18 protein-coding genes are annotated in these 20,426 nt (G+C 72.1%); 15 read left to right on the top strand and 3 right to left on the bottom strand.

Annotated features, from left to right (window positions below; translation table 11 throughout):
- The first annotated feature begins 154 nt into the window (after positions 1-154).
- Positions 155-1,353 (top strand): IS3 family transposase gene (locus AC0OLQ_RS17435; RefSeq protein WP_484532227.1). Its coding sequence is split into 2 segments (ribosomal slippage): positions 155-446 and positions 446-1,353, totalling 1,200 coding nucleotides; the frame shifts between segments, so codons are not numbered across the junction.
- A 220-nt stretch (positions 1,354-1,573) separates the two neighbouring features.
- Here AC0OLQ_RS17435 and AC0OLQ_RS17430 read toward each other — a convergent pair.
- Positions 1,574-2,437: a hypothetical protein gene (locus AC0OLQ_RS17430; RefSeq protein WP_484532226.1), complete on the bottom strand. Its 864-nt coding sequence runs from the start codon at positions 2,435-2,437 to the stop codon at positions 1,574-1,576.
- 409 nt (positions 2,438-2,846) lie between these two features.
- On the opposite strand from AC0OLQ_RS17430, the gene AC0OLQ_RS17425 reads away from it, so the two are divergent.
- The 14 genes from AC0OLQ_RS17425 to AC0OLQ_RS17360 all read left to right on the top strand — a co-directional run bounded on the left by AC0OLQ_RS17425 (position 2,847) and on the right by AC0OLQ_RS17360 (position 15,142).
- Positions 2,847-3,644 carry a hypothetical protein gene (locus AC0OLQ_RS17425; RefSeq protein ID WP_484532225.1) on the top strand — a complete coding sequence of 266 codons (798 nt, stop codon included), beginning with the start codon at positions 2,847-2,849 and terminating at the stop codon, positions 3,642-3,644.
- 14 nt (positions 3,645-3,658) lie between these two features.
- Complete coding sequence (locus AC0OLQ_RS17420) at positions 3,659-3,850, top strand: hypothetical protein (RefSeq protein ID WP_484532224.1); 192 nt, start codon at positions 3,659-3,661, stop codon at positions 3,848-3,850.
- A gap of 24 nt (positions 3,851-3,874) precedes the next feature.
- Positions 3,875-5,002, top strand: coding sequence for a hypothetical protein (locus AC0OLQ_RS17415; protein WP_484532223.1), 1,128 nt, complete (start codon positions 3,875-3,877; stop codon positions 5,000-5,002).
- A 13-nt stretch (positions 5,003-5,015) separates the two neighbouring features.
- A complete protein-coding gene (locus AC0OLQ_RS17410) occupies positions 5,016-5,408 on the top strand; it encodes a hypothetical protein (protein WP_357333647.1) in 393 nt (130 codons plus the stop codon).
- A gap of 3 nt (positions 5,409-5,411) precedes the next feature.
- Positions 5,412-5,594 (top strand): hypothetical protein, encoded by a 183-nt coding sequence (locus tag AC0OLQ_RS17405; RefSeq protein WP_484532222.1) that lies wholly within the window; start codon positions 5,412-5,414, stop codon positions 5,592-5,594.
- Positions 5,591-6,094 carry a hypothetical protein gene (locus AC0OLQ_RS17400; RefSeq protein WP_357333643.1) on the top strand — a complete coding sequence of 168 codons (504 nt, stop codon included), beginning with the start codon at positions 5,591-5,593 and terminating at the stop codon, positions 6,092-6,094. The genes AC0OLQ_RS17405 and AC0OLQ_RS17400 overlap by 4 nt, the downstream gene beginning before the upstream one ends.
- 87 nt (positions 6,095-6,181) lie before the next feature.
- A complete protein-coding gene (locus tag AC0OLQ_RS17395) occupies positions 6,182-6,565 on the top strand; it encodes a hypothetical protein (RefSeq protein WP_484532221.1) in 384 nt (127 codons plus the stop codon).
- Positions 6,562-8,247, top strand: a complete 1,686-nt coding sequence (locus AC0OLQ_RS17390) for a hypothetical protein (RefSeq protein WP_484532220.1) — start codon at positions 6,562-6,564, stop codon at positions 8,245-8,247. Before AC0OLQ_RS17395 ends, AC0OLQ_RS17390 begins: the two co-directional genes overlap by 4 nt.
- Positions 8,247-8,591 carry a hypothetical protein gene (locus tag AC0OLQ_RS17385; RefSeq protein ID WP_484532219.1) on the top strand — a complete coding sequence of 115 codons (345 nt, stop codon included), beginning with the start codon at positions 8,247-8,249 and terminating at the stop codon, positions 8,589-8,591. The genes AC0OLQ_RS17390 and AC0OLQ_RS17385 overlap by 1 nt, the downstream gene beginning before the upstream one ends.
- Positions 8,588-9,016: a hypothetical protein gene (locus tag AC0OLQ_RS17380; protein ID WP_484532218.1), complete on the top strand. Its 429-nt coding sequence runs from the start codon at positions 8,588-8,590 to the stop codon at positions 9,014-9,016. Before AC0OLQ_RS17385 ends, AC0OLQ_RS17380 begins: the two co-directional genes overlap by 4 nt.
- A 3-nt stretch (positions 9,017-9,019) precedes the next feature.
- Entirely contained in the window at positions 9,020-10,336 is a 1,317-nt protein-coding gene (locus AC0OLQ_RS17375; protein ID WP_484532217.1) for a baseplate J/gp47 family protein, read from the top strand.
- Positions 10,333-13,410 carry a LamG-like jellyroll fold domain-containing protein gene (locus AC0OLQ_RS17370; RefSeq protein ID WP_484532216.1) on the top strand — a complete coding sequence of 1,026 codons (3,078 nt, stop codon included), beginning with the start codon at positions 10,333-10,335 and terminating at the stop codon, positions 13,408-13,410. Before AC0OLQ_RS17375 ends, AC0OLQ_RS17370 begins: the two co-directional genes overlap by 4 nt.
- On the top strand, positions 13,403-14,020 hold the full coding sequence (locus AC0OLQ_RS17365) for a hypothetical protein (RefSeq protein ID WP_484532215.1): 618 nt from the start codon (positions 13,403-13,405) through the stop codon (positions 14,018-14,020). The genes AC0OLQ_RS17370 and AC0OLQ_RS17365 overlap by 8 nt, the downstream gene beginning before the upstream one ends.
- Positions 14,021-14,047: 27 nt before the next feature.
- Positions 14,048-15,142: a hypothetical protein gene (locus AC0OLQ_RS17360; RefSeq protein WP_484532214.1), complete on the top strand. Its 1,095-nt coding sequence runs from the start codon at positions 14,048-14,050 to the stop codon at positions 15,140-15,142.
- Between the two features lie 22 nt (positions 15,143-15,164).
- Here AC0OLQ_RS17360 and AC0OLQ_RS17355 read toward each other — a convergent pair whose 3' ends face one another.
- On the bottom strand, positions 15,165-15,764 hold the full coding sequence (locus AC0OLQ_RS17355; protein WP_484532213.1) for a helix-turn-helix transcriptional regulator: 600 nt from the start codon (positions 15,762-15,764) through the stop codon (positions 15,165-15,167).
- A gap of 97 nt (positions 15,765-15,861) precedes the next feature.
- Complete coding sequence (locus AC0OLQ_RS17350) at positions 15,862-20,283, bottom strand: AHH domain-containing protein (RefSeq protein WP_484532212.1); 4,422 nt, start codon at positions 20,281-20,283, stop codon at positions 15,862-15,864.
- Positions 20,284-20,426: the final 143 nt, after the last annotated feature.

Here is a 20,426-nt window from a genome sequence, read left to right as displayed (position 1 = left end):
TCTCCTACCGCTGCGAGTTGACGAGTAACGTTTTCAGACGTCCGCGAAGACGATGGCAGCTTACAGCCGGTGAATTGCAGGGGAGGTGCCCCCTGGTCCTGGACACTTGAACCTTGGATCGTGATGGTCCGGGGAGATCAGGAGTCCCTGACAGATGGTGATGAAGCACTACCCCGCCGAGTTCAAGGCCGACGCGGTCGCGTTGTACCGGTCTCGGCCTGGGGCGACGATCGCGCAGATCGCTGACGATCTTGGGGTCAATCGGGAGACGTTGCGTAGTTGGGTCCGCGCCGATGATCAGCGTCGGGGCGCAGCGGCCGGGCCGGCTGGGCCGCCGGCGGCCGGGTCGGTGGAGGACGAGAACGCCGCGTTGCGACGGCGGATCCGGGAGCTGGAGGAGGAACGGGACATCCTGCGGAAGGCGGCCCGGTATTTCGCCGGGGAGGCGCGCTGGTGAACCGCTTCCAGTTCGTCGCCGACCACCAGCAGCGCTACGGCGTGAAGCGGTTGTGTCAGATCATCGGGGTGTCCCGCTCGAGCTACTACTACTGGCGCTCGGCCGCCGAAGCGCGGGCCGCCCGTGATGCCGCGGACGTCGCTCTCGCGGGCCGGATCCGGGCGGTGCACGCCGCTCACGACGGCACCTACGAAGCACCACGGATCACCGCCGAACTCCGGGATGCCGGACTGGCGGTCAACCGTAAGCGGATCGCCCGGGTGATGCGCCGCTTCGGCGTGCAGGGTCTACGACTACGCAGACGAACTCGTACGACGGTGCCGGACCCGGCCGCGGCGAAGGCCCCGGACCTGATCGGCCGGGACTTCACCGCCCCCGCGCCGAACCGGCGCTACGTCGGCGACATCACCTACCTGCCGGTCGGGGACCGCGGGTTCCTCTACCTGGCCACCGTCATCGACCTGCACTCCCGGCGCCTCGCCGGCTGGGCGATCGCCGACCACATGCGCACCGACCTGGTCACCGACGCCCTCCACGCCGCCCAGCGCACCCGCGGCAGCCTCGCCGGGGCGCTCATGCACACCGACCACGGAGCCCAATACACCTCTCGGGCCTTCGCCGAGGCCTGCACCGCAGCCGGGGTCCGGCAGTCGATGAGCGCCGTCGGCAGCTCCGCCGACAACGCCGCCGCGGAGTCGTTCAACGCCACCTTCAAACGCGAGACCCTGCAAGGCCGCCGCGCCTTCACCGACGAACACGAAGCACGGCTGACCGCGTTCCGCTGGCTGCACCGCTACAACACCGTCCGCCGCCACTCCCGGCTCGGACAGCAGCCACCGATCACCTATGAGAAGAACACCCGGCCAGCGCCAGCTACGCTGGCCCCGGCCGCATAAACCCCGTGTCCAGGATCAGGGGTCAAGCCCCGCAGCGGGAACGGCTGGCGTAGTGCCAAATAATCTTCGCCGTATCGGACCCCATGATCCTCGGCTCGCGACCGACGCCCCTACTGTCGGCAGATCCGGAAGCCGAGCTGTAGCCGCAGTCGGGTTCCGTCATCCAGGGTTCGCGACCCGGGCTGGCCATGGAATCCCGCGGGCGTCAACTTGCCGATTGCTACAGGTAGGCCGACCTGGCCGGAGAGGTGCCTTTCGGCGGTACCTGGCTCTGCGCTCGTGCCCTGCGCCGGTTCCCTGGCTCAGTGTTGTGCCAGGCCGTCTCGGGCGAAGTCCTGGAGCGGCCCTTTCTGCGCTTCCGGTCCGCGCCAACCTCGCCCGGCAACATGAGTCGCTGACCGGTCTTGTCAGGCTGTGACAGGCAGGCGGCGAGTTCATCCGAGCTGACAGCCGAGATCTGGGCGGTGCATGTCATCCACGGCATGTACCGCACGTTCGGGCATCTGCTCCCGGCGGCGGCGTGGATCGTTGTCGGGGTCATCGTGTTCGCCGTCGCAGTCGTGGTGGCGCTCGCCCGCCGTGACGGCCTGCCACTGGATGTGTGGCTGCGGCACGGGTTCGCCCTGAGCCGTAGCCCGCGCACGCTCGCGCCGGGTGAGGCTCGGGCCAGCTCGGTCGCCGTTGTCACGGGCGAGCCGAGGCTTGCGGGTGGGATTCGAGTCTCAGCTTCCGGGATCCATACCGAGACCAGCGCGGCAGGACCCAGAGTCACACGTCGATGCGCAAGATTCTTTTGACTGTCGTCACCGAACCCCAAACGACAGCCGGCATCAGCCAGAGCGGCCAGGTCGCCGGACCGGTCAGCGCCGGCGGACGAGGCGACCGCGGTCATGGCGGCCAGGCCGAGCGCTGAGCCGACCTGGTAGCTGGTGTTGACGATGCCGGAGGCGAGCCCGCCTTCCTCGGTGCGGGCGACGGAGATTGCCGTGCCGAGTGACGGGATGAACGCCAGGGACATGCCCAGCGCGGCGACCAGGGAGGCGGGCAGGACGTCGACGGTGAAGCTGCCGTCCGGGCGGACCACGGCGAGCCAGCCGAGTTGGTGACAGGAAGCGGTCAGTCTTGCAAAGATCAAGACTGATGCCGGTCGGAGTCGGTGAGCGCAGCTGACCTGCTCGACCTGTCGGCTGCCGTCGCTCGTCGCCCACGCCTGGCGGGTGGCTTGGCTGTACGGACGGCTGCACTCCAAGCACTCTCGTGCCCTTGCGTCCGTCCTCGTCTGGCTTCATGATCCCTCTGCGGCGAACGTGGAGGAGCGCGATCCCCACGCCTCCGGTTGCTTCGCGCCTGATCCTGCTGTCCGACTCAAGTCAAATACGCACTAGTACGTATGTGGCAGGCGCCGGACCGGCCCGATCCTGAAGCCCGGGCGCCGCGCCGCGGCGCCGTGGGGAAGGGCGGCAGCCGTGGTGGGTTTTGTCGATCGAGCGCTGATGCAGCTGGCCGATCCGGCCCAGTTGCAGGCGCTGATCGCCCCGCCCGCCGCGATCCCGGTCGCCGACCTCACGATGCTGCTCGGCTCGGTGTACGACCTGGACCACGTACGGATCGACCGGATCACCGGGCTGACCGTGACCGGTGTCGAGACGCAGGTGCCGTTCCACCCGGTGCAGCGGCACCGCGGATCCTGGACCCGCAACCAGCCCGCGTACCTGACCACCGACGTGGTGGTGGACACCCGGAACGGCGCCGACCCGGTGTGGGTGGATCTGCTCGCCCGGATCGTCGTGCACACGGTCACCGAGGTGGATCCGGGCGGGATCGAGTCGGCGCTGAGCCGCGGCCTGGACGACTTCACCACGCTGGACGAGTTCCGGGCGCAGTTCCGCTTCATCGACCTCGACGCGTTCCTGGCCCGGCACCGGCTGAGCACGGTCGACGACCTGCGCGAGGCGTACGAGTACCTGCGGACCGAGGTGCGGTTCCGGGCGGCCGGTCCGTTCGATCCGTCCGATCCGGCCAACGCGCACGACATCGAGGCCGACCTGGCCGTGCTGATCCGCGCCGACCTCGAGCTGACCGCGGCGATGCGCTCCGCGGTCACCGTACGGTCGATCGCCGGGCAGACCCGCACCGGCCCGAAGGACGCCCTGCTGGGCCGGCCGGTCGCGCCGCTCGCGGTGGCCGTCGTGGTGGACGGCTCGGCCTTGCGCGGTGCCGTCACCGCGGCCGCCGTCCGCACCCTGTTCGCCCGCGGCCAGGTGCTGAGCCTGGTCGCCGATCCGCCGTGAGCACTGGAGGAACGATGCCCGACTCCGACGAGTCGCCGCCCCCGGCGCGGCGCAAGCGCGACACCGGCCGGACCCGCCCGGCCGCCGCCGACGACGACGACGCGGACGACACCGCCGCGGCGGAGGCCGACGCGGCGATGGCCGACCGGGAGCGGCACGCCGAGCTGGAGCGGCTGCGGCGCAAGCTCCATCGCAAGTTCCACTGAGGACAGTACGAGAGGACCGTGCCGATGCCCGTCCGGTACATACGCGTCAATCCGGTTGCCGATCTGTTCGCGCCCGCGGTACGGGCGTTCGGCAACATCGCCGTGGTCGGTGCGGTCACCCCGCCGGCCGCCAACCCGCCGGCCGACCTGCTGACCGTCGGCACGCCCGTGGTGTTCACCAACCCGAGCGAGGCGCGCCGGCGCGCGCCCGGCGATCTGGGTCGTGCCATTGCCCTGTGCTTCGCCCAGAGCCCCGGCCCCACCGTGGTGACCGGGGTCCGGGTCGATTCGGCCACGCCGAACTGGGACGCGGCGCTCACCGCGCTGGAGACCGTCGACGTGCAGATCGTGTGTCTGGCCAACACGCCGCTCAACGCCGCCGCGGCCGCCGCCACCGGCGCGATCCGGAAGCTCGCCGACCACGTCGTCAGCGTCTCCACCACCGGCACCGACGGCGCCGAACGCATCGGCGTGGCGATGCTCGTGGCCGGCGCCACCGACCCGACCATCGTCAGCGGCGCGCTGGCCAGCGACCGCATGGTCTACGTCGCCCACAAGTCGACCGAGGACGTCGCCGCCGCGGTGGCCGGGACCATCGCGGGCTACGAACCGCACATCTCGATGCTGCTGAAGCAGGTGAACGTCAGCTCGGCGCCGTTCACCCCGGCGGAGATCCAGACCATCAACGGCTCGGAGACGTTCTCCAGCGGGCCCGCCGGCGCCGGGGTGAACTGGCTCGTCGACCCGCCGCTCTTCCCCGGGCAGGGCATCTATCTGGGCGAGGGCTACACCGGCAACCCCGGCGGCAAGAAGTACGTCGACATCACCCGGACCGTCGACAACCTGTCCTTCCTGCTCAAGGCCACGCTCATCCGCTCGATCGGCAACCTGCGGATCAGCCGGTCCGGGCTGCGGGCGCTGGTCGCCCAGATGGAGGCGGTCCTGGATTCCCAGGTACGCCAGGAGGTCATCGAGGGCTACGACATCACCGTGCCCATCCTGGCGCTGCTGGACAAGCCGCCGGCGAGCCTCACGCCGTCCGAGCTGGGGCAGATCAACGACGCCCAGAACCAGCGGGTGGTCGAGGTGCTGGCGGCGGTCGACTATGCCGGGGCCGTGCACCGCATCGCGATCACGTTGAAGTTCGAGTAAGGAGCACGCGGCGATGGCCGACTGGAACACGCGCCTGGAAGTCAAGCTCGGCGACAAGACGATCACGCCGATCTCCAACCTGCAGACCACGTTCAACGTGCCGCACACGGTCATCCACAGCCTGGAGGCCGACGGTACGGGGTACGTCCGGCAGCCCTTCACGTTCACCTTCACGATGACCGTGCCCGCGGTCGCCGAGGCGGTCGCCGACCTGACCGAACTGGCCGTCAACGGCACCGAGTTCTCGGTGAGCGTGGCGGAGAAGGTTGGCACCGACTGGTCCTTCAAGTCCATCAAGTTCGCCCGGTGCGTGGTCACCTCGGGCTCGCCGAGCAACATCACCGTAGACGGCGTGCCGCAGGCCAACTTCTCGTGCATGGCGCTGACCGTGACCATGGAGGACTGAGCGGTGGCCGGAGACGACGTCCTGCCCCTGCCGCAGCCGGCCGGTGCGCCCGGAACCGGGCCGGTGGTCAACTACTACTTCCCCGTCGAGGTCGAGATCGTCGGTGACGTGGACGACGCGGTGGTGAACCGGGTGGTCGAGCGCGTCTTCGCCGAGCTGGACCGAGAGATGTCGAGCCGGCAATGACAGGCAACCGGCCGGTCCTGGTCGGCGCCGTCCCCCTGGTCCACGTGCAGAGCATGACGATGAGCCAGGGGTACCGCATCGAACGGATCATGGGCAGCCGGTGGTCGCAGGCCACCCAGCCCACGGTGAAGACGATCGCCGTCGAGGCCGTGCTGATCGGGCCGAACCGGCTGCTGATCAAGAAGGCGCTGGAGGCCATGGCGCTGACCAGCCGGGCGCTGGTGGCCGCCGCGGCGCCGGCGCTCGCGGTGGCCGGCATCCCGGTCGTCTCGGGCATGACGGTGAGCCTCGACATGCAGATCACCGATCTGCGCATCACGCACAGCACCAGCAAGCGGGACGCGCTCGACGTGTCAATCAGCCTGCAGCACGTGCCGCGGTCCAACCTGTCGGCGCTGATCGGCGAGGCGGCCGACATCGCCCTGGCGGTGGCGACCGCGGCCGCCGGCTCGGCGCCGCCGCCGAATCCCGTCCCCCGTACGCCCGGCCCGCCGATGTGAAACAGGAGGTCTTATGAGCGCAGCGGTGAGGCCACGTCCTGGACCACGACGGCGATCGATCGCCGGTCCGCGGAGCGAGGGCCGGCCATGAGCACGCCTACCTTCCTCCGGTTGCCGGTGAACCCGGACGAGGGCTTCCCGCAGTCGTTCCGGCTCGCATTCGGCAACCGCAGTTACGTCTTCGGGCTCGCGGTGGACATCGCCGAGGAGGTCCTGCCGGAGGCGACCACCCCCGACGGGCTGTTCGCCGCGATCACCCTGCCGGCCCCGGGGGCGTACCTGGTCCTGACCGTGGTCCGCGACGACGTCACCGGAGGCACCGTGCTGCTGCGCCGCAAGATCATCCCGAACATGGTCTATCCGGTCGGGGAGCTGGCGCTGGTGGTGCGCAGCATGCGGATCGCGATCGGCAACCTGCACGGCGCCGGCGCGTACCGGTCCGAGGTGGTCGCGGGGGTGGCGTTGCGATGAGTTTCGTGCTCTGGCACAAGATCCGGATCGCCCCGGCCGGGGGCGGTGGCGGCCTGCTCGGCGCGGTCGCCTCGTTCGCCGGGATCGGCCTGCCGCTGACCGTCACCAACGACGTGTACGCCGGCGGCCTGGCCCTCGACGCCGAGGTGTCGGTGCAGATGGGCGAGGGCGCCGCCGCGGACACCTTCGCCATCACGCTCGCCGACCTGCCGGCGGCCCTCGTTGCCCAGCTGCGCGCCGGCTATCCCTCTGGCGGGCTGATCGCCACGATCAGCCTCGGTTACTTCGACGAGCCGCTCACCCGGTTCGGCGCCGGGCCGGTCATGACCGGCCGGGTGATCGCGGTGACCACCGGGATCGGCGCCGGCGGGGTCTCCCGCACGGTGATCGAGGGCCAGGAGGAGGCCGGCTACAAGCTGCTCAAGAAGCCGGCCCGGCTGGACCGGCCGAAGAACCTCCCCCGGCTCACTCTGGTCCGCGACCTTGTCCAGGCCGCCGAGGTGACCCTGGCCCGGCAGTCCACGATCCCCGGCTCGGTGGGCGACGTCAGCGTCTGCACCGCCACCACGCTGACCGCGCTGCAGGAGCTGGCCGACGCAGCCGACGTCCCGCTGGTGGTGGGCGACGGCGAGGTGCGGCTGGGCGCCGCGGTCGGTGCCACGCCGGCGCCCGTGCGTATCGATCCCGGCCTCAACCTGGTGTCCCGGGTGGACGCGCAGAAGGAGGACGTGACGCCGGGCGCCCGGCGCACCGGCGACGCGAAACCGCCGGTGCGGACTGGCCTGGAGGTCACCGTGCTGGGGCATCCGGGCCTGCGGCCCGGTCAGGTGGTCACGGTGTCCGGACTGGACGACGTGCCGCCGGGTCCGCTGCGGATCAGCCGGGTGACGCACGCGTACGGCGCCGCCAACGGCTACACCTGCACGCTGGTGCTGACCGCGGTGGCGGCCGGGGTCCGGGTCCGGGTGCTCGGCGGGGTCCAGGGTGTGGTGGACCGCTGGCAGGACGTCGTCACCCGCAGCCGGGAGGACCACCCCGCGATCGACGTCGGCGAGGTGACCGCGTACCGGCCCGGCAAGGACGGCCGCCACCTGGCCGACCTCCACTACGGCCAGAACCCGCCGGCGGGCGAGGTGGCGCCCAGCGTCACCACCGCGGTCGGCGCGGACGTCGAGCTGCACAACAAGCCGGTCGCCTCGCCGTTCGCGTTCCACCAGGTCGGCCTGGTGACGCCGGTCTACCCGAAGATGCGCGCCCTGCTGGCGCACAACCGCGGCCTGGTCAACGACGCGGTTGCCACCGGGTGGATCTGGTCGGAGGAGCCCCGGCTGAAGCCGCCGCCCAACGAACCCGGCGACTACTGGCTGGCGTTGCCCACCGAGCTCGACGGCGACGGGCTGCCCACCGGCAAGGGGGTCAACGACCTCACCGACGCCACCGGGCACCGGGTGGTCCAGGCCCGGGCGCTGCACATCACGGTCGGCCGCAAGAGCCTGCCCGACGTCGGCACCCGGCCCAAGCCGCCGGACGACGACACCGTGGTGATCGAACACCATTCCGGCACCCGGATCACGATCAACGCGGACGGGGAGGTCACCATCGCCACCGACCGGAAGTCCCTGACGCTGACCAACGGGCAGGTGTCGATGAAACTCGACGGTGCGAAGGTGGCGATCTCCTGATGCCGGCCGTCCTGACCACCGATTCCAGGATCAAGTGTGCGCACAGCGGCACGGTCGTCGCGCAGGCGTCCACGTCCGCGCTGACCGCGGCCGGGAGCCCGGTCCTGGTCCAGGCCGACCTGCTCGCCGCCACTGTGACCGGCTGCACCAACACCAACACCAACGCGGGTGAGACGCCGTGCCTCAAGGTCACCTCGGTGACCGCCGGGCTGAGCACCACCCTCAGCGTGGGCGGCCAGCCGGTGCTGCTCGACACCGCCAGAGGGCTGACCAACGCCACCCCGCCACGACCGGTGCTGTGGCAGGTCGACTCCGCGGGCCAGACCGTGCTGGAGGTCTCATGACCGTCGTACCGCAGGCCGGATTCGGCGCCAGCTTCCTGCTCCGGGACGGCGACCTGGTGCTCACCGGGTCCGGCGTCGAGCTCGTCGAGGGGCTGGCGAACCTGACCCAGGCGCTGACCCTGCGGCTGCTGACCCCGTACGGGACCGACCGGGTGAACGCCACGTACGGACTGGACGCCCGGGAGGCCTTCAGCGGCAACCACGACCGCACCATGCTCAAGGAGCTGATCCGGCTGGAGGTGCTGCGGACGTTGTCCGGGGACCCGCGGGTGCGCGAGGTCACCGGCGTGCTGTTCGACGACGATCCGGAGTTCCCCGCCGGGGCCGCGCCGCCGGACCATCGCGACCGCGTGTGGCGGGTGCTGGTGACGGTGCAGACCACCGACGACACCACCGCGGTCGTCCTGGCCGACGTGGAGCGCTGAGCGATGAGCGACTTCGGAGTGACCCGGGACGGGTTCGTCCTCAAGGGATTCGACGCCATCCTGGGCGACGCGATGGACCGGGCCCGGCAGATGTGGGCCACCCTGGGCCTGGAGCCGGACCTCACGTCGACCAGCCCGCTGCGGAAGCTCCTCGAGGCTGCGGCCCACGAGGACGCCGAGCTGTGGAAGCGGCTGGAGGACTTCTACTACAGCGCCTTCGTGTCCACCGCCACCGGCGACACCCTCGACCTGCTGGGCGACGACGTCGGGCTGGCCCGCCGGGACACCTTCGCCGCCGGGACGGTGACCCTCACCCTCACCGGCGGCCTGCCCGGGCGGACGTACGTGGTGGGCGAGGGGACGATCCTGCTCGCACCCGGAACGGGCCAGGCGTACGCCACCCGGACCGCCATGACGCTCACCGCCGCCGCGCCGGTCGCCACGGTCGGCGTCCAGGCCTTCCACCGCGGCGCCGACGGCAACGTCCCGGCCGGCGCCATCACGACCGTCGACCCCGCGTACCGGTCGGTGTATCTCGCCGATTTCGGCCCCGCGGACGTCACCGTCGTCAACCAGCAGGACCTCACCGGCGGCGACGGCCGCGAGGACGACGACAGCTACCGGGGACGGCAGCTCGGCATCTCCCGGTCGCTGTGGACCGCCGAGGCGGTACGCCAGACCGTCCTGGACGTCGACGGAGTGATCGACGTGCTGCTGACCGACCCGCTCGGCGGGGTGGACGTGTCGCAGAGCTTCTTCGGCGAGTTCCTTTTCGCCGAGCGGCTGTTCAACGCGGAACGGCGGATCGGCGAGCCCTACCGCTTCGACATCGTGGTGGCGCACGACTTCCGCTGGCCCTGGACCACGACCGGCGCGGTGCCGGGCGTGTTCGAGCGGGTGTCGGCGGCGGTCGACCTGGTCCGGCCGGCCGGGGTGCACCCCAACGTGGTCGAGGCCGACCACATCGACGTCGGCGTCCGCGCGCGGATCGTCACCGAGCCCGGGCACGACCAGGCGGCCCTCGCCACCGCCGCCCGGGAGGCGCTGGCCGCCGGGCTCAGCGACCTGCGGCTGGGCGGTGACGTGCTGTACAGCCGGGTGGTCCGCACCATCGTCGAGGTGGCGGGCGTGGTCGACGTCCAGCGGCTGCACCTGCGGCGGCACCCGCCCGCGTTCGGCCGGATCACCCTGGGCGACGTGCCGTACCTCAGCACCGAGGTGGACGCCGCAGTCGGTCAGAACCTGGTCATGGGGCCGACCGAGCTGCCGGTCTTCCGCACCGACGCGGAGCTGCACGACCTCGAGCTGGTGACGCCGTGACCCTGCCGATGAGCGCCGATCTCCTGTCGGTGGCCCGGGGCGCCGCCGGGCGGATGTCGCGCCGGCTGACCCAGCCGTTCGCGGCCGGTGGCGACGTGCTCGCCCTGTCGCTGAGCCCGGTCGCCGGCACCCCGGGCGCGGCCGACGTCGCCGCGTACGACTTCGGTGACCATCAGGCCCGGTTCGGCGTCGCGCCGGTGCCGTCGTACGTCCTGCGCAGCCTGCGCGACCTCGACCAGGAGACCCGCGTGACCCTCCGGGTGAGCGACCCGGCGCTGCCCGGCGGCGGCGCCGACGTGCCGGTGCTGCTGCGGGCCGGGACGCTCACCGGCGAATCGGTGCCGGTGCCGCTGCCCGCCGCCGCCACCGGGGCGGCGCGGGTCGGCCGGATCACCGTGGCCCATCGCAGCGGCTCCGGCTTCGTCCCGGCGCCCGGACCGGCTGCGGAGCAGTGGTCGATCAGCGTGCTGCTGGGCAACCTGGCCCGGGTGCTGTGGGTGCTCGGCGCCGAACGGGACGCGCTGCGCCGTCACATCGCCCGGACCGCAGCCCAGCGGCGGCTCGACCACGCGATCGGGCCGACCCTGGACCTGATCGGCGCGGACCTCGCCGTCCCGCGGTTCCCGCCGTTGCCGTATCCGGTGGACGACGACACGATCGCGCTCCACCACCTCGACGACGCCTCCGGGGCTGCCGGCGTCGAGGACGCCACCGGGCGTTTCCCGGGCCGGACCGCCCATCCCGGGGTGCTGTCCGGCAGCGCGACCCCCGGTGTCCCGGGCCGGTACGGGCCGGCCCTGGCGTTCGCCGGTCCGGGCGCGGCCACCGTCGCCGCCGACCCCGCCTTCGACCTGCCCGCGACGGCATCCTTCACCGCCGAGTGCTTCGTCAAGCCGGAGCCGTCCACTCCGGACTCCCGAGTTCTGTCCCGCCGGGGCGCCACCGGACCGGGCTGGACGGTCGAGGTGGGCGAGTTCGGCCGCGGCCTGCCCCGCGCCGTCCGTGCGACCGTCGCCGACGGCACCCGGGAGGTCGCGCTGCACGCCGACCTGTCGCTTCCGGTGGACCGGTTCACGCATCTGGCCCTGGTGGTGGACCGGGCCGAGGCGTCGGCGGCCCTGTGGGTGGACGGCATCCGGCGGGACCTGGCCGACGCCGGGCCGCTGGGCGCCCTGACCGCCGCCGTACCGGTGGTGATCGGCCCGGGGTCCGGCGGACTGCGGGCGGTGGTCGACGAGGTGCGGATCAGCCGGAGCGCGCGGGCCGGCTTCGCGCCGGCGCTCGGCGAGAGCGACGAGCACTACCGCCGCCGGCTGCGCATCTTCCGGCGCTGGGTGCTGCCCACCCCGGCCGGACTCACCGCGCTGCTGAACGAGGCGGTCGGCTCGATCGGCGGCGTCGCCGATCCGATCGTCGTGGACGACACCGACACGCCGGTGACGCGCGGGCACGCCGTCGTCCGCGTGGTGCCGGTGTCACTGGACCCCGGCGAGAGCATCGACGCCGCCGGGCGCCGCGGTACCGGCGAGGACGACCTGTACGGCGATCCCGACGACCTGCGCATCGATCCGGTGCTGCTGCTGCGGCACGACGACGCCCGCGCCGACTACGGCCCGGTCACCACCGGCGACCCGCATCTGATGCAACCGCCGCTCGCCGCCGCCCTGAACCGGCTGCTCGGCCTGGTAGCGGGCGAGGCCGGCCGACTGCGGGTGGCGGCCGCCTGGACACCGGACGCGGACGACGCGCGTGCCGCCGGCCGTGGGCTGATAGTCACCCATCCCGGACTGTCCGCCGGCAGGCTGGCCGCGCGGGCCCACGAGGCCGGCTTCACCTGGGTGCGCACCCAGCCCCGGGGTACGGGCGTGTACGCCTCCTGCCCGCCGGGCAGCGCCGTGGCTCTGGTCGCGGCCCCACCGGTGGCGGACGGTGCGGAACCCGAGGTGGACGTGGGCGCCACGCTCACCCTGACCGTCTCCCCCGCGCCGCCGCCGGACGCCGAGCTGAGCTGGTCGGTGGCGACCGGGCTGGGACCGGGCCGGGTCCGGCTGGTGGCGGCGGGCGGTCAGGCCACCGTCCAGGGTGTGCAGCCCGGGCTGACCGTGATCAGCCTCGACCTGCTGCGCCAGGGGTTCACCAGCACCGCGTCGGTCGCCGTGCACGTCCGGCCGGTCACGGTGGCCGCGGGCGGCACGATCGCCGCCGACGGCACCCTGGGAGCCGGGCCGGAGGTGGCCGGTGCGCCCGGCGATCCGGTCGATTCGAACCTGCTCGACACTGTCACCGACCTCCGAGCCACATACGCGACGGCCCAGGCCCGCCGGACGCAGCGCGGCGTGTCCCACCTGCTGCTGGCGCTGCTGGACGACCTGGCCGGCGTGGCCGGGACGCTCACCGTGGTGTCCGCGCTGGTGCCGGTCGCCGCGGGTGCGCCGCTCACCCTGGCGGCGCAGGGCCGGGCCCTGACGCTGCGGCATTCGAGCCTGCCGGCCGAAGCGCTGGCGGCGCGCGCCCACGCCGCCGGATTCGCGTGGGTCTCGGTGTCCGGCACCACCGTCGAGGTCCGGCACACCGCCGGGGACCTCATCGAGGTCCGCGGCCCGCACACCGTGACCGAGGGCGGCTCGATCGCCCTGGAAGTCGTGCCGGACCCCTCAACGGTGTCCGCGACCACGCGGCTGAGCTGGTCCAGCGGCCCGCTCGAGCCCACGCCGGGCGCGGCCGGGGTGAGCACCACCTCGCTGCCGCAGGTGCAGCTGGTCGGCGAGCGGGCCGGTCGGGTATGGGTACAGGCGGCGTTCCGCGAGGCCGGAGCCAACGGCCCCTACGCCATGCAGATCCGCTTGCGCCCCGGCGTCCCGGCCGGCTCGACGATCAGCCGCGACCAGTACGACCTGATCATGAACGTGGTGCACGCCCTCCATCCGCTCGGCGTAGAGGTGCTGACCCGGGCCATCCGCCCGGCCGTTGTCGAGCTGACCGGCAGCCCGTCGGTGGATCCGGACTACACCTACCCGAAGTTCCGGCTGCACCGTTCCGCCTCCCGACTGCGAAAGGACGCCGAGCATGGCTGATGTCGTCTTCAACCCGACGTTCCGGCACACCGACTACGTCGACAACCGGGACCGGGTCCAGGCGGGCGGCCCGAACGGGTTCAACGCCCGGTTCCGGGCCCTGGCCGCCGACCTGACCACGCTGCACGACGTGGTCACCGATGTGAACACGGCGCTGGTGGCGCTGGGGCAGGGGCCGGGGCCGGTGCAGCAGACGCTCACCCTGTCCCCCGCCCTGGCGCCCGTCGCCGGCTCGGGCGCGTGGGTCCAGGACACCGCCGGGTTCGCGTCCCGGTCCGGTCCGCTGACCAGTCTCGCCGGGGTGCAGTCGGTGTCGCTGCCCCACGGCGCGCGGATGGCGTCCTTCCACACCCTGGGGCAGAACAGCGGCACCGGAACGCTGCGGGTGTCGCTGATGCGGTCCCGCCTGCTGTCCACCGTCGCCCCGGCCGAGCGGCTCGCCCGGGTCACCGGCGACACCAACCCGTTCGACCTCAACGCGCCGGTCGATCCGAACAACGCGGTGGTCGACACCGTCCAGTTCCGTTACTTCGTCCTAGCCACCCTCGACGGCGCCGCCGCCGGCGACACCGTCACCCTCTCCGGATTCCAGGTCCTCTACACCGCCTGAGCCGGAACTCGTACCCGGAGGCCAGTCATGCCACCCATCCCCGGCGATCTCTACCTCAGCGTCGACTTCGGGTCGTCGCCCACCAAGGACGACGGCACCCGCCCGTACACCGGGACCAATCCGCAGTGGAACAACTTCAGCATCACGCTCAGCGGCGGGCCCAACGACACCCAGACCCGGGTCGGCGCGCAGACCTCGGTGAAGGTCCGGGTGTCCAACAAGGGACCGGAGCCGGTCACCGACGTGCACGTGGACGCCTACGTCATGAACCCGTTCATCGGCATCGCCCAACCCAACCAGGCCATCCAGCGGCTGCGCGGGTCGGTCGGCTCGGTGGCGCCCGGCTCCGGCAGCTCCGGGGCGAACGACGCTCACGTGGTCACCTGCCTGGTCAACGGCTCGTTCCCGTGGGTGCCGACCAACGCCGAGCTCAACGCCACCATCAACGGCGACGGGCACATGTGCCTGGTCGCCAACGTGTACTCCGACGCTGACGGCGCCGACGACGGGCGGCCGCTGCTCGACGGCGAGGACTTCAGCGTGATCAACGACCAGCACCAGGGCCAGCGGAACATCACGGTGCTGCCGATGAGCCTGCGCGCCGAGCACATCATGGAGTTCCTGGTGATGCCGGCCCCGCGCGAGGTCGAGGAGACGTTCGTGGCCTTCGAGCCCGTGGACCTGCGGGGTGGTCTCGGCGCTGGGGACCGCGCGCTCCTGCTGTCGCACGACTTCGTCATCGCGGCCGAGGGCGGCGACGGCGAGCCGGGCCAGTTGTCGGTCCTGATCAAGGGCAAGCCGTTCCCGGTTTTCCCGTCCGACCGTCCGCTCACGACCAAACTGTCGGTCGAGGACATCGGTGAGCCGCCATACGACGACCGCGACGACGACCACCCGGACATCCGCGACGGTCGTTGGCCGCACTTCCCGCACCGCGGTCACCGCCACCGCCGCCCGCGCCGGCACCGGATGCCCACCTTCGAGGACGCGAAGCGCGGCAAGCTGCTGGTGCAGACCGACGAGGAGCAGCCGGGCGCCCTGCAGGCGATCGACATCGTCCAGCGGGACCGCAAGGGCCGCGCGCTGGGCGCGCTGCGCATGTTCACGATCGCCAACGGCTGACCGACGGGGTGGTCCGGCCGGATCAGGCCGGCCGGACCACGCCACCGCCGAGCAGCCCGGCGTCCCGCAGGATCAGCACCGCGGTGATCCGGTCGTGGCAGCCCAGCTTCGAGTACGCGTTCTCCAGATGCTTGTGCACGGTTCGCGCGCTGATCCGGCAGTGCCGGCCCACCGCGCTCGCGGTCAGTCCGTCCGCCATCAGCCGCAGGACGTCGAGTTCGCGCGTGGTGAGGCCCTCCAGGCGGCACGCACCGAGCCGCCACCGCAACCGCAGCCCCGGCGCCATCAGCCAGGCCACGTCCAGTTCGGCGGCGGAGAACTCGCCGCGCGTACGCGTCAGCACCCAGGCGGCGTCGGCGGCCAGCGGGAGCAGGAGCAGCTCGTCGAGCCGGACCGGGTCGAGATGACTCGGGTGGCCGCGCAGCCAGTCCCGCGCCCGGACGCCGGCCGGGTCCTCGGCGGCTACCGGTCCCCGCGCGTCCGTACCGGCCCAGGTGCACGACGCTCGGGCACCGGTGAGGTCGCCGGGACCCACCAGGGTGATGCGTCCGCACGGCAGGATCCGCCGGAGCACCGGCACCACGTCCGCGCCGTGGGCCGCCAGAGGCACCACCGTTCGCATCTTCCACACGGTAGAGAGGCGGACGGCCCACCGATGTCGCCAGTCCGACGACAGGAGAAGTACCTGGTCATGTTCACCCGAACGGCCGAGATTTCGGTCATTCGCCGATCCACTCCGGAGTGATTTTCGGGTCGACGGGCGCGCTCATCCCGGGTTCCCACTTTGTTTTCCACCCGTGGGGGATGTCCAGGGTGCGGAACTTGCTCTCGGCCATCTCCTGGGCGATCTCCCGCACCTCGGCGGTGAATTCCGCGCCGTGCAGGTCGCCGAGCCGGCGGGTGAGCGTGTAGGCGTACTCCACCTGGGGCCCGGCGTGCAGGTACGAGTTGTGCAGGCGGGTCAGCTCCGGGTTTTCCGTCGTGCGGCTGGCCGCCAGGAACACACCGTTCTCGGCCTCGTTGATGCCGCTGCCCGCCGCGGCCAGACGTTCACGCATCCAGTCGAGGCCCGGGCCGAACTCCCCTTCCGGAATGATGTGGTGGGCGTGGTATCCCGGCGGCGGAGGGGCTACCCCGGCCTTGAGCATCGACGCGCGCAGGGCGACGCTGCCGGGGGTCTCGACGATCTGGTCCAGCCGCGGCGGCCGACCGGGGTGGATGGTGATGTCCACCCGGTCGGCGAGTTCGGACTCGGACCACTCCCCGCGCGACGGCGCCTTGCCGGCCTCGATGTCCTCCATGCCCTCGATGGCGGCGGCGAGCTTGCCGCTGGGCACCTCGTCGAGGAGGTCGACGGTCCGGTCGTTGAGCTGCACGCGGTGCCGGCTCAGGAATCGGCCGAGCTGCCTGACCTCCGCGGGCGTGAACCGCTCGAGCAGCCGTGCGACCCGCCGGGCCAGCGCGGCCGACGGCCTCGTGTTCTCCCCCATGAACAGGCGCAGGTCGTCGCCCGTGAAGCCCTTCTTCTCCAGCTCGGCCAGGAGTTCCTTCAGCGTGGCCGACTCGATGACGAACGGCTCCTCCGGCGGCTTGGCGGTCTCGGCCGGCTTCTCCACCGGTTTCTCCGGCGGCTTGACCGGATCGGACGGCGGCGGCGTGGTATCGGACAGCCTAACCGGATCGGCCGGCGGTGGTGGCGGTGGCGGTGGCGGATCGGCGGGCGGCTTCGGAGGCAGCGCGGCGGGTTTCGGCGCCGCGGCGGCCGCCCGCTGCACCTCGGCCTCGTGCAGCTGCCGCAGCCGCAGCAGCGCCGCCTCGTCCAGCGCGCCGACCTGCCTGGCCGCACCGAGCAGCAGCTCGGCCGGGAGCGGATTGTCGGCCGCGAGCGCCCGGATCACACTGCGTCCCGCGTCCGCCGACAGCGGCTCGAGCCGCTGGAGAAAGCGTTCCAGAGCGGCCGGTCCGTGCTGGAACGGCCCGGCGAGGACCCGCGCCGCGATAGCCGGCTCCTGGGTGAGGAAGAACAGGACCCGCGGGGCGGAACCGAGCTGAGAAAGGGTGCCCGCCTCGGCCATCGCCCTCATGAGGGCGTCGTCGGCGGCACCGATGGCCCGCAGCACCTCGGCCGGCGCGCGCTTGTTGGTGAGCAGCCGCTGCAGGAGCCCGTCGATCTGCCGCTCCCCGGCCGTCCGGACCAGGCGTTCCAGGCCTTCCGAGGCGGCGCCGGTCAGCTCCGGGCCGTACAGCTCCAGCAGGGACTGGTACGCGCGTGACCGGTATTCGCGGCCGATCGCGGTGAGGATCTCGGTGAACTTGGCGCGGAAACCCTTGGCGATGACGGCGCCCGCCTCGTGCTCGACGGTCCGGCCGATGGCCGCCTCGACCTCGCGGGCGCCCTTGAGCAGAGCGGAGACGGTCTCGCCCCACGACAGGCCGGAGCTTCGCAGCGCCCGGGCCGCCTCCACCGCCGTGCCCGCCTTCTCCAGCGCCGGTCGCAGCGCCGGGGAGAGCAGCGGCACCACCGCGAACTCCATGACCAGCCCGGCGAGGAAGCCGTGCTTGAACCGCGTCCAGTAGGTGCCCGGGCTCGACCAGCCCGAGCAGTGCGAGTAGCGCAGCAGGTCGTCGGCGAACTGGTAGGCGACCTCCATGGCACCGATGCCGGCCGCGGTCAGGCCGCCGCGGAGGGCGAAAACAATCCACTTGGTCGCCACCTCGGAGACCAGTTCCCGGGTCACCAGGAACCCGGCGCCGAAGCCGACCACCTGCTTGACGGCCAGCGACAGGCCCTTGAACCCGACGGCGTCCAGCTCACCCTTGAGGGCGGCGGTGAGGTAGCCCTGCAGGGTGCGATCCTCGGCGTCGGTCGTGAAGCGGTAGATCACCAGTTGCACGCTGACGAAGAACAGCAGCTGGAGACCCGACGCGATGCCCAACTCGATGATCATCACGCCGCCGAAGATCACCGTCTCGGCGAGCAGGAAGACGGTCAGCGCCTCCTGCAGGTGCTGCACGTGGTAGTAGGTCAGGTAGGCCTCGAATGCGGTCGGCGACCCGACGATCACCTCACCGGCCGGGACCCAGGGGTTGTCCCCGACCTTCTGCACCGGCTGGTAGTGGACGTAGACCGCGGGCACCCCGCCCTCGGTACGCCGCTCCAGCTTCAGCACCCGGACCGTCTTGCGGAGGGTGACCTTGACGAGGTCCTTCTCCTCCAGCGGCGGCATCTCCTTGGCCGCCTCCTGCATGGCCTTCTGCAGCAGTTCCTCGCGGGTCATCCGCTCGCCCGGATTGCACACCATCCGCCCGATGAGCTCGCTCACCTTCTTGCGGGTGGGCTCCTTGAGCTTCTCCAGGATCTCCGGCTTGGGCTGATGGACCCGCGAGGACTCCGAATAGTACGGATCCACCACGGCGACCACCCCGGCCGCGTCGTCAGTGCTGTCCCCGGCCGCGCGGACGATCTTGTCGGAGTCGTTGAGCAGCCAGATCTCCTGCTTGTCCACGTCGTACCTGCCGCGCTCCCCGCTGTGGACGAGAGCCTCGATGCTGGCCACCACCGCCCGGATCCGCGGGTCGTCTGCGTACGGGGATCCCACCACCAACCGGACGACGAGGCGCTTGAGGTAGGTGTCGGTGGACCACATCTCGCCCACGGCACCGAAGAAGGTGTCCAGCTCGCCGCGCTTGTGCAATTCGTCGAGCACGAGCGCGAACAGCGCCGGATCCCGCCGCCCGCGGTCCCAGCCGATGACGTACTCCCGGAACGCGGCCTTGCGGTCGGCCGACCAGAACCCGTTCTCCAGCCGCAGGATGCGCTGCACCTCGGCGGCCTGCGCGTCGATGAAGGCCGCGTTGGCCTGGCGGAGCACCCGCGTCCGCAGATCCGCGGGCAGCACCGGGCTCAGGTGCACTCCCATGCCTCCCGGTTGCCAGGAGCCGGCGGCCGCGCCGCGCCGCGCCGCCGCCGGTGCGGCCGGGTCGGCCAGCGCGGCGGCGAACGGGCCGAGCGTCGGGCCGAGCTGCTCGGTGGCCGCCTCCGTCAGCGCCACGACCTTGCCGAGCGAGGTCTTCCGGTGCGCCTGGAGCAACGCCGCGAGCGCCCGCTCGTGCACCGCCCGCCTCACCACGAACACCACCGCGACCACCGGGACCGGAAGATCCGGCACCGCCCGTACGGTGGCCGCCCAGTCGGCGCCCGTCGCGGCGGCGAACGCCTCGGGCGTGACCAGCGCACCGGCCTCGCTCAGCGGCACGTCCACGGTCTGCTCGGGCCGGAGCTCCACCAGATCGCCGAGGGTCAGGTTCGGCAGCGGGAGGAAGACCGAGAGCACCCAGGCGCCGGGCAGCAGCGTCTGCTCGGCGCTGTCCGGCTTGGTCTCGACGAAGCCGATCCGGGTGAAGTCGGGCACCGCGGCGGCCACCTTCCCGTCCCGGTCCGCCCCCGCGATCGCCGCCCGCAGCTGGCCCCACCCGCTGATCGCCCAGACGTACTCGCCAGACCTGCGGGTGACGGCGTACGCGGCGGTGACCTCCCGGCTGAGCGTGGCGAAGTCGTACCGCCGCCGCGCCTCGGACAGCCAGGCGGCGGCCGGCATCACGTCGTCCAGCTGCGGGAAGTAGAGCTCCATGGGGTCGGCCGGGTCGGTCGTACCGGTACCGGTCCGCCGCCCGAGCCGCTTGCGGATCTCGAAGAACTGCCGCGGCGTCAGCCGGAAGGCGACCTTCTGGCGGATCCGGTACGGCGGGCCGTCGTCCGCCACCTTCGCCAGTGCGTGACCCGGCCGGCCGGAGCCCGCACGCGGGGCCGGCGTCCGCTCCGCCACCGCAGCAACGGGCAGGCGCTGCTGCCGGGCCGCCCGCCGGACGGCCCGCTCGATCAGCGCCCGCAGCGCGGCCTCCTGATGCGGCAGCAGGTCGGGCCCGGTCACTTCCGGCGGGTGCAGGACCACGCCGCCGCCGACCACGTCGTGGTCCGGCAGGGAGCGGCGCGCGTTGGCGAACGCACGGCCCAGCGCCGCGGCCACCGCGTCCTCCCACGCCTCGCCGGTCAGCACCTCGGCTGGGGCGGCACAGCGGAGCCGGACCGGGAAGGTGAGCGCCCTCGCCGGCCGGGGCTGGTCCGCTGGTTCCGTGGTCACCGTGGTCCGATCTCTCGCACTGCGACCATTGGACGTCGGTATCGCACCGTCCGCGATCCAACTGTCGGACATCCGCGTCGTCGCCGGCCGCCGTGCTCCTTCCGAGTGACGACCCGCGACGGACCCCTCGAAGACCTAAGAGA

This window comes from Micromonospora sp. Utrum1 (assembly GCF_057197805.1).
Note: the sequence above shows the minus strand (reverse complement) of the source record. Positions and strands in the feature narration are given on the sequence as shown.